Source organism: Microbacterium sp. ISL-103 (assembly GCF_018613995.1).
Taxonomy (GTDB): domain Bacteria; phylum Actinomycetota; class Actinomycetes; order Actinomycetales; family Microbacteriaceae; genus Microbacterium.
Window position 1 is genome coordinate 1 of record NZ_JAGGPD010000473.1, and the last position, 6471, is coordinate 6471.

7 protein-coding genes are annotated in these 6471 nt (G+C 67.3%); 4 read left to right on the forward strand and 3 right to left on the reverse strand.

All coding sequences use genetic code 11. The features are described 5' to 3' along the window. Positions 1 to 7: 7 nt before the first annotated feature. Positions 8 to 1036: a class II fructose-bisphosphate aldolase gene (fbaA, locus tag J7E68_RS16120; RefSeq protein WP_215174294.1), complete on the reverse strand. Its 1029-nt coding sequence runs from the start codon at positions 1034 to 1036 to the stop codon at positions 8 to 10. Positions 1037 to 1218: 182 nt separating this feature from the next. On the opposite strand from fbaA, the gene glpX reads away from it, so the two are divergent. Both glpX and J7E68_RS16130 read left to right on the forward strand, forming a co-directional pair. Then, a complete protein-coding gene (glpX, locus tag J7E68_RS16125) occupies positions 1219 to 2205 on the forward strand; it encodes a class II fructose-bisphosphatase (RefSeq protein WP_215174296.1) in 987 nt (328 codons plus the stop codon). 158 nt (positions 2206 to 2363) lie between these two features. After that, positions 2364 to 2663 (forward strand): hypothetical protein, encoded by a 300-nt coding sequence (locus J7E68_RS16130; RefSeq protein ID WP_215174298.1) that lies wholly within the window; start codon positions 2364 to 2366, stop codon positions 2661 to 2663. Positions 2664 to 2686: 23 nt separating this feature from the next. On the opposite strand, the gene J7E68_RS16135 is transcribed toward J7E68_RS16130, so the two are convergent. Next, complete coding sequence (locus J7E68_RS16135; protein WP_215174300.1) at positions 2687 to 3928, reverse strand: DNA recombination protein RmuC; 1242 nt, start codon at positions 3926 to 3928, stop codon at positions 2687 to 2689. Between the two features lie 44 nt (positions 3929 to 3972). Further along, positions 3973 to 4566, reverse strand: coding sequence for an exonuclease domain-containing protein (locus J7E68_RS16140; RefSeq protein WP_215174302.1), 594 nt, complete (start codon positions 4564 to 4566; stop codon positions 3973 to 3975). 60 nt (positions 4567 to 4626) lie between these two features. Between J7E68_RS16140 and J7E68_RS16145 the strand changes: the two genes are divergently transcribed. Beyond that, positions 4627 to 5376 (forward strand): class I SAM-dependent methyltransferase, encoded by a 750-nt coding sequence (locus J7E68_RS16145; RefSeq protein ID WP_215174303.1) that lies wholly within the window; start codon positions 4627 to 4629, stop codon positions 5374 to 5376. Positions 5377 to 5436: 60 nt separating this feature from the next. Further along, on the forward strand, positions 5437 to 6471 hold a 1035-nt coding region (ychF, locus tag J7E68_RS16150), incomplete at its 3' end, for a redox-regulated ATPase YchF (RefSeq protein WP_215174312.1).

Genomic DNA, 6471 nt, shown 5'->3' on the forward strand with positions numbered 1-6471 from the left:
CCCGAGATCAGCTCTGGGACTGGCCGTAGGAGCCGAGCTGGCGCGTGGACTCGACGACGCGAGCGGCCATCGCGGTCTCGGCGACCTTGCCCCAGGCGCGCGGGTCGTACAGCTTCTTGTTGCCGACCTCGCCGTCGACCTTGAGGACGCCGTCGTAGTTCTTGAACATGTAGTCGGCGATCGCACGCGTGTACGCGTACTGCGTCTCGGTGTCGATGTTCATCTTGATGACGCCGTTGGCGACCGCGAGGGCGATCTCCTCGTCGGTCGAGCCGGACCCGCCGTGGAAGACCAGGTCGAGCGGCTTGGCGCCGGTGTTGTACTTCGCGGCGACCTGCTGCTGGATCTCGCCGAGGAGCTCGGGGCGCAGCTTCACACCGCCGGGCTTGTAGACGCCGTGGACGTTGCCGAAGGTGAGGGCGGCGATGTAGCGGCCCTGCTCGCCGAGTCCGAGCGCCTGAACGGCCTGGTCGACATCGGCGAAGGTGGTGTAGAGCGCCTCGTTCGATCCTTCGTGCGCGACACCGTCCTCCTCGCCGCCGACGACGCCGATCTCGACCTCGAGAATCGCGTTGATGTTCTTCATGCGGGGGAGGAGATCCTTGGCGATCTCGATGTTCTCCGCCAGGGGCACGGCCGAGCCGTCCCACATGTGCGACTGGAAGATCGGGTTGCGCCCGGCCTTGACCTCTTCTTCGGATGCGGCGATGAGGGGCTCGACGAAGCCGGCGAGGGCATCCTTCGGGCAGTGGTCGGTGTGCAGCGCCACGGTGACCGGGTAGTTCTTGGCGACCTCGGTCGCGTAACGCGCGAAGGCGAGAGCGCCGGTGGAGCGGGCCTTGACGGAGTGGCCGGCGAAGTAGTCGGCGCCACCGGTGGTGACCTGGATGATTCCGTCGGAGCCGGCCTCGGTGAGGCCCTGCAGGACGGAGTTGATCGGCTGCGAGCTCGAGACGTTGAATGCGGGATACGCGAAGCCGCCGGCCTTCGCGCGGTCGAGCATTTCGGCGTACTGATCCGGGGTGGCGACGGGCATGAGAACTCCTGCGATAGGGAAGCCGGGACAGCAGTCACTCTATCGGGGCTCGCTCGGGGATTCTGTCGACGCCAGCCCGCAGTGGGTCCGCTCGTGCTGCACGGTTAAGAATCGCAATTCCTTCACGCCTGAAGAGGCGAAAACGGGGCATTCGAGGACGCTCTGGTGGATAGACTGACCGCATGGTGAGTCTGACTGCGGATCTGAGCCCTCTTCGTCCCGACCGAAATCTGGCGATGGAGTTGGTGCGTGCCACGGAGGCCGCGGCGATTCGCGCTGTTCCCTTCATCGGGCGAGGAGCGAAAGAGGCGGCCGACGGTGCCGCCGTCGATGCGATGCGGGCGTTCCTCGGAACCGTCGCCTTCCAGGGGCGAGTGGTGATCGGAGAGGGCGAGAAGGACAACGCGCCGATGCTCTTCAACGGCGAAGAGGTCGGCACCGGCACAGGCCCGGAATGCGACATCGCCGTCGATCCGATCGATGGCACCTCTCTGACCGCGGCCGGTCGTCAGAACGCTCTGTCGGTCATCGCCGTGTCCGACCGCGGCTCGATGCTCGACGCCTCGAGCGTGTTCTACATGGACAAGCTCGTGACAGGCCCTGCGGGTGTCGGTGTCGTCGACATCCGTCTTCCGATCGGTGAGAACATCCGCAAGCTCGCGGGAGCGCTCGGCAAGCCTGTCGACGAGATCGTCGTCTCGGTGCTCAACCGTCCGAGGCACGAGAAGCTGATCCAGGAGATCCGGGATGCCGGCGCCGGCACCCGACTCATGAGCGACGGTGACGTCGCCGGTGGCATCAACGCCGCTCGTCACGCCGCCCGCACGGACATGTGCGTGGGGGTGGGAGGCAGCCCCGAGGGGATCGTCACCGCGTGCGCCATCAAGGCGCTCGGTGGACACATCCAGGGTCGCCTGTGGCCCCGCGATGACGACGAGCGCCAGCGCGGCATCGACGCCGGTCTCGACATGGACAAGGTGTACGAGGCCGACGACCTGGTGCGCGGAGACAACACGATCTTCGTCGCCACCGGTGTCACCGACGGCCAGCTCGTGGCGGGTGTCAGGCGTGAAGGCGGATACATCTACACCGAGAGCGTCGTGCTGCGCGGCGCATCGGGCACGCTGCGCCGGATCGCCTCGGAGCACCTCGTCTCGAAGTGGCTCTGACCTCGGCACTGTGAGTCCGGGCCGGCCATCGTTATCGACCCGGTATGGCTCTCGGAAGCGTCGAGCCGAGCTTTCGGGCGCGTCCGTGTGACAATTGTCACTGGATTTGTCGCCGTCGACGGAGCCGCCAGGCACCGCAGGCACAGGAGGGCAGACCGATGACATCGCAGCACACGAGTGGCTCCAAGGCCGCGCCGACCAAGATCGTGACGACTCCCACCGGGCGCATCATGCGGATCAACGTCGATGAGGCGGGCGTTCCTCTCGCGACCGGAACCCCGGTAGCACCTGTGGCCAAAGCGCCCGTGGTCTCTGATCCCGCCCGACGTGCCGATGTCCTCTTCCGAGTGCGACGCGACGAGGGTCACGAACTCAGCTCCTGGTGGATGGTGGGAGCGTTCGTCGTCACCAGTGGTCTCGTGATCCTGCTCATGAGCGGCGTGCCGGGCATCGCCTGAGCATCCGAGTAGGGCGTCTTCGCTCAGCCGTCCAGGCGTGAGCGCACTTCGCCCACATCAGCCTTGAGATCAGGGATTTCTTCGCCGACGCTCTCACCCACGAGCTCGGGCGCCGTGAATCGGCGCGTCTGCGCGGTGATGGTCGGGGGAGAGTCATCGAGAGTCGTCGCGCTGATTCCGGGGAACTGTCGCGCTGTCACCAGCACGCGGCTCTCGAGGGATCCGGCGAAGCGGTTGTAGCTGTCGACCGTGCGCTCGAGAGCCCGGCGGAGATCGTCGGCGTGACCTGCCAGCACGCCGAGCCGGTCGTAGAGCTGGGTCCCGAGGTTCAGCAGCGCCCGAGCCTCGGTCGAGACTTCCTGCTGGGTCCAGGTGTACGCCACGGTCTTGAGAACGGCCCAGAGATTCACGGGGGAGGCGAGCGCCACACGCCGGCTGAACGCGTAGTCGAGGAGAGTCGGATCCTCATCGATCGCGGCGGCGAGCAGAGATTCACTCGGCAGGAAGCAGATGACGAACTCGGGACTCGCGTCGAGTCCCGACCAGTACGCCTTCTTCGCGAGAGCGTCGATGTGGGCTCGCACCGCCTTCACGTGCTTCTGCATGTGAGCGCGTCGCTGGCCCTCGTGAGCGTCGCCCGAGGGAAGCGCCGACGCCTCGAGGTAGGCGTCGAGGGGAACCTTGGCGTCGACGGCGATCGAGGTGCCGCCGGCGAGCCGGATCACCATGTCAGGGCGTCCTTGGCCCCGGTCAGACGAGATGGTCGCCTGCAGGTCGAAGTCGACGTGGCGCGTGAGCCCCGCGGCCTCGACGACGCGACGCAGCTGAGTCTCGCCCCATACTCCGCGTGTGGCGGTGGACTTGAGAGCGCCGGCGAGCGACTCGGTCGTGGCTCGCAGCGCCTCATCGGATTCCTGCGCGCGCCGCAGCTGCTCGGCGAGGGAGCCGAATTGCGCATGTCGCTCCTGCTCGATGGCCGAAACCTTCTGCTGCATCTGCTGCAGGCTCTCGCGCACGGGGGCGAGGGCGGTCAGCACGGCGTTCTGCTGCTGCACGCGCTGCGCTTCTGCGCGCTGCTCGACTCTCGCGTGTTCGACGGCATCGCGATAGAGGTCGTACTGCCGATCGCGGTCATCGCGCGCGGCGGCGAGCTCGGCCTGCGCCTTGGCGAGGTCAGCGGCTCCTCGCGATGAGCGGAGGAACCAGCCCGCGGCCGCACCGGCCGCCAGTGCGACCAGGAGGAGAACCATCGTCAGAGCGTCCATGTGCTCCATGATGCGCTCGGCCTCGGACATTCGTCCGGAGCGACTCAGGCGACGGCGCGCTCCCGCAGCGGGGCCGCCGGTTCGGTCACGCGCAGCTTGAGAGCGTCGGCCAGAGCGAACACATCGGAGGACGCGGTCTTGCGGGCGGCGTCGATCACGATGTGGGCGCAGGCCAGGGCATCCGCAAGAGCGTCGTGGTGCGAGAATCCGGTGAATCCTGCGGCTTCTGCAGCCTTCGGCAGCCGGTACGAGTCGAGCACGTAGGTCTTGCGTGCGACCTGCAGGCTGCACAGCGAGCGGTACGGAGGGCAGTCACCGCCGGTCACCTCGGAGGCTCGGCGGAGCACGTTCAGATCGAAACCCGCGTTGTGAGCGACGAGCACATCCGCGCCGGCGAACGCGCACAGACGGTCGAACTGGTCTGCCCAGGAGGCGGCAGCGGTCACATCCTCCGCGCGGATGCCGTGGATCTTCGTGTTCCACTCCTGGAACTCGTCGTGGCCGGGAGGGGGCTGGATCAGCCAGCCGGCGGTCGCGACGACCTTGCCGTCGCGCACGCGTACGAGTCCGACCGAGCAGGCTGAGGCGGGGCTGGAATTCGCCGTCTCGAAGTCGATCGCGGTGAAGTCCAGTGGCACATGTCCACCTTCTCCCGGGCATCCGGGGCGCCCCTGGAGGACTCGCCGTAGGCTGGCGACATGAGTGCAGACCGGGCGACATCCTTCGGTGCAGAGGCCGCGAACTACGAGGCCGGCAGGCCCGAGTATCCGTTCGAGGCCGTGGCCTGGATGCTCGAGCGCATGCCGCACGGTTCGCGCAGGATCGCCGATGTCGGCGCCGGCACGGGCAAGCTCACGCGCGTCCTCGCTCAGGCGCCCGACGCCGAGGTCGTCGCTGTCGATCCCGATCCCGAGATGCTCGAGGCACTGAGACGGAGCGTTCCGGGTATCCCGACCTTCGAAGGCTCGGCCGAGCGGATGCCGCTGCCGAACTCGAGCGTCGATGCGGTGACTCTCGGTCAGGCGTGGCACTGGGTGGAGCCGGTGGCGGCGTCGGCAGAACTCGGCCGAGTCGTGCGAGCCGGGGGAGTGCTCGGGCTGATCTGGAACATCCGCGACGAGCGCGAGGAGTGGGTCCGCCGCCTGACCGAGATCATGCACAGCAGCCCGGCGGAGAACCTGGTCAACGGGCCCGGGTCCGCGGGACCGCGCATCGAGCAGCCGTTCGGCCAGGTCGAGACCCAGCAGTGGGACTGGAAGCGAGCCATGACCAGGACGCAGCTGCACCAGATGGCGCTCTCGCGCAGCCATCTCATCGCGGCGTCAGCCGAGGAGCGGGCGCAGATCGCCCGTCAGATGGATGCGCTGTTCGACGAGCTCGGACTCGACGGCCAGGCGACGGTCGACCTGCCCTACGTCACGCACGTGTTCCGTGCCGTGCGGGGCTGAGCAGCAGGCGCCGACCGTTCCGCAGGATCGCCGCAGCCGCGACCGGTAGACTCGACCCCCGTGGCTCTCACTATCGGAATCGTCGGCCTGCCCAATGTCGGCAAGTCCACCCTCTTCAACGCTCTGACCAAGAACGACGTGCTCGCGGCGAACTACCCGTTCGCGACGATCGAGCCGAACGTCGGGGTGGTGAACCTGCCCGATCCGCGTCTCGACAAGCTCGCCGAGATCTTCGGCAGCGAGCGCATCCTTCCCGCGGCTGTGTCGTTCGTCGACATCGCCGGAATCGTGCGCGGCGCGAGCGAGGGTGAGGGCCTGGGCAACAAGTTCCTCGCGAACATCCGCGAGGCCGATGCGATCGCTCAGGTCGTGCGTGGCTTCGCCGACGATGACGTCGTGCACGTCGACGGTGCGGTGAACCCGGCATCCGACATGGAGACGATCAACGCCGAGCTCATGCTCGCCGACCTCGAGACCGTCGACAAGGCGATCACGCGCTACGAGAAGGAAGTCCGCGGCAAGAAGATCGAGCCCGTCGTCCTCGAGACCGCGAATGCCGCCAAGGATGCTCTCGAGCGCGGCGTGCTTCTCTCGGTCGCCGGCATCGACCTGACGCCGATCCGCGAACTGGGTCTGCTGACCGCCAAGCCCGTCATCTTCGTGTTCAACGTCGACGAGGGCGTGCTCACTGACGAGTCTCGCAAGGCCGACCTCGCGGCACTCGTCGCGCCGGCCAAGGCGATCTTCCTCGATGCCAAGATCGAGTCCGAGCTGATCGACCTCGACCCCGAAGACGCCGCCGAGCTGCTCGCATCGACCGGTCAGGACGAGTCAGGGCTCGACCAGCTCGCCCGCATCGGGTTCGACACTCTGGGTCTGCAGACGTACCTCACTGCCGGACCCAAAGAAGCGCGCGCCTGGACGATCCCCAAGGGGTCCAAGGCCCCGCAGGCCGCGGGTGTCATCCACACGGACTTCGAGAAGGGCTTCATCAAAGCCGAGATCGTCTCGTTCGACGATCTCGTCGAGACCGGATCCGTCGTCGAGGCCCGCTCTAAGGGCAAGGCGCGCCTCGACGGCAAGGACCACGTCATG

What these genes read in the sequence shown, in the direction of transcription:
- J7E68_RS16130 (WP_215174298.1), top strand. Translation starts at nt 2,364, where the DNA reads ATGACATCGCAGCACACGAGTGGCTCCAAGGCCGCGCCGACCAAGATC.
- J7E68_RS16135 (WP_215174300.1), bottom strand. Translation starts at nt 3,928, where the DNA reads ATGGACGCTCTGACGATGGTTCTCCTCCTGGTCGCACTGGCGGCCGGT.
- fbaA (WP_215174294.1), bottom strand. Translation starts at nt 1,036, where the DNA reads ATGCCCGTCGCCACCCCGGATCAGTACGCCGAAATGCTCGACCGCGCG.
- glpX (WP_215174296.1), top strand. Translation starts at nt 1,219, where the DNA reads ATGGTGAGTCTGACTGCGGATCTGAGCCCTCTTCGTCCCGACCGAAAT.
- J7E68_RS16145 (WP_215174303.1), top strand. Translation starts at nt 4,627, where the DNA reads ATGAGTGCAGACCGGGCGACATCCTTCGGTGCAGAGGCCGCGAACTAC.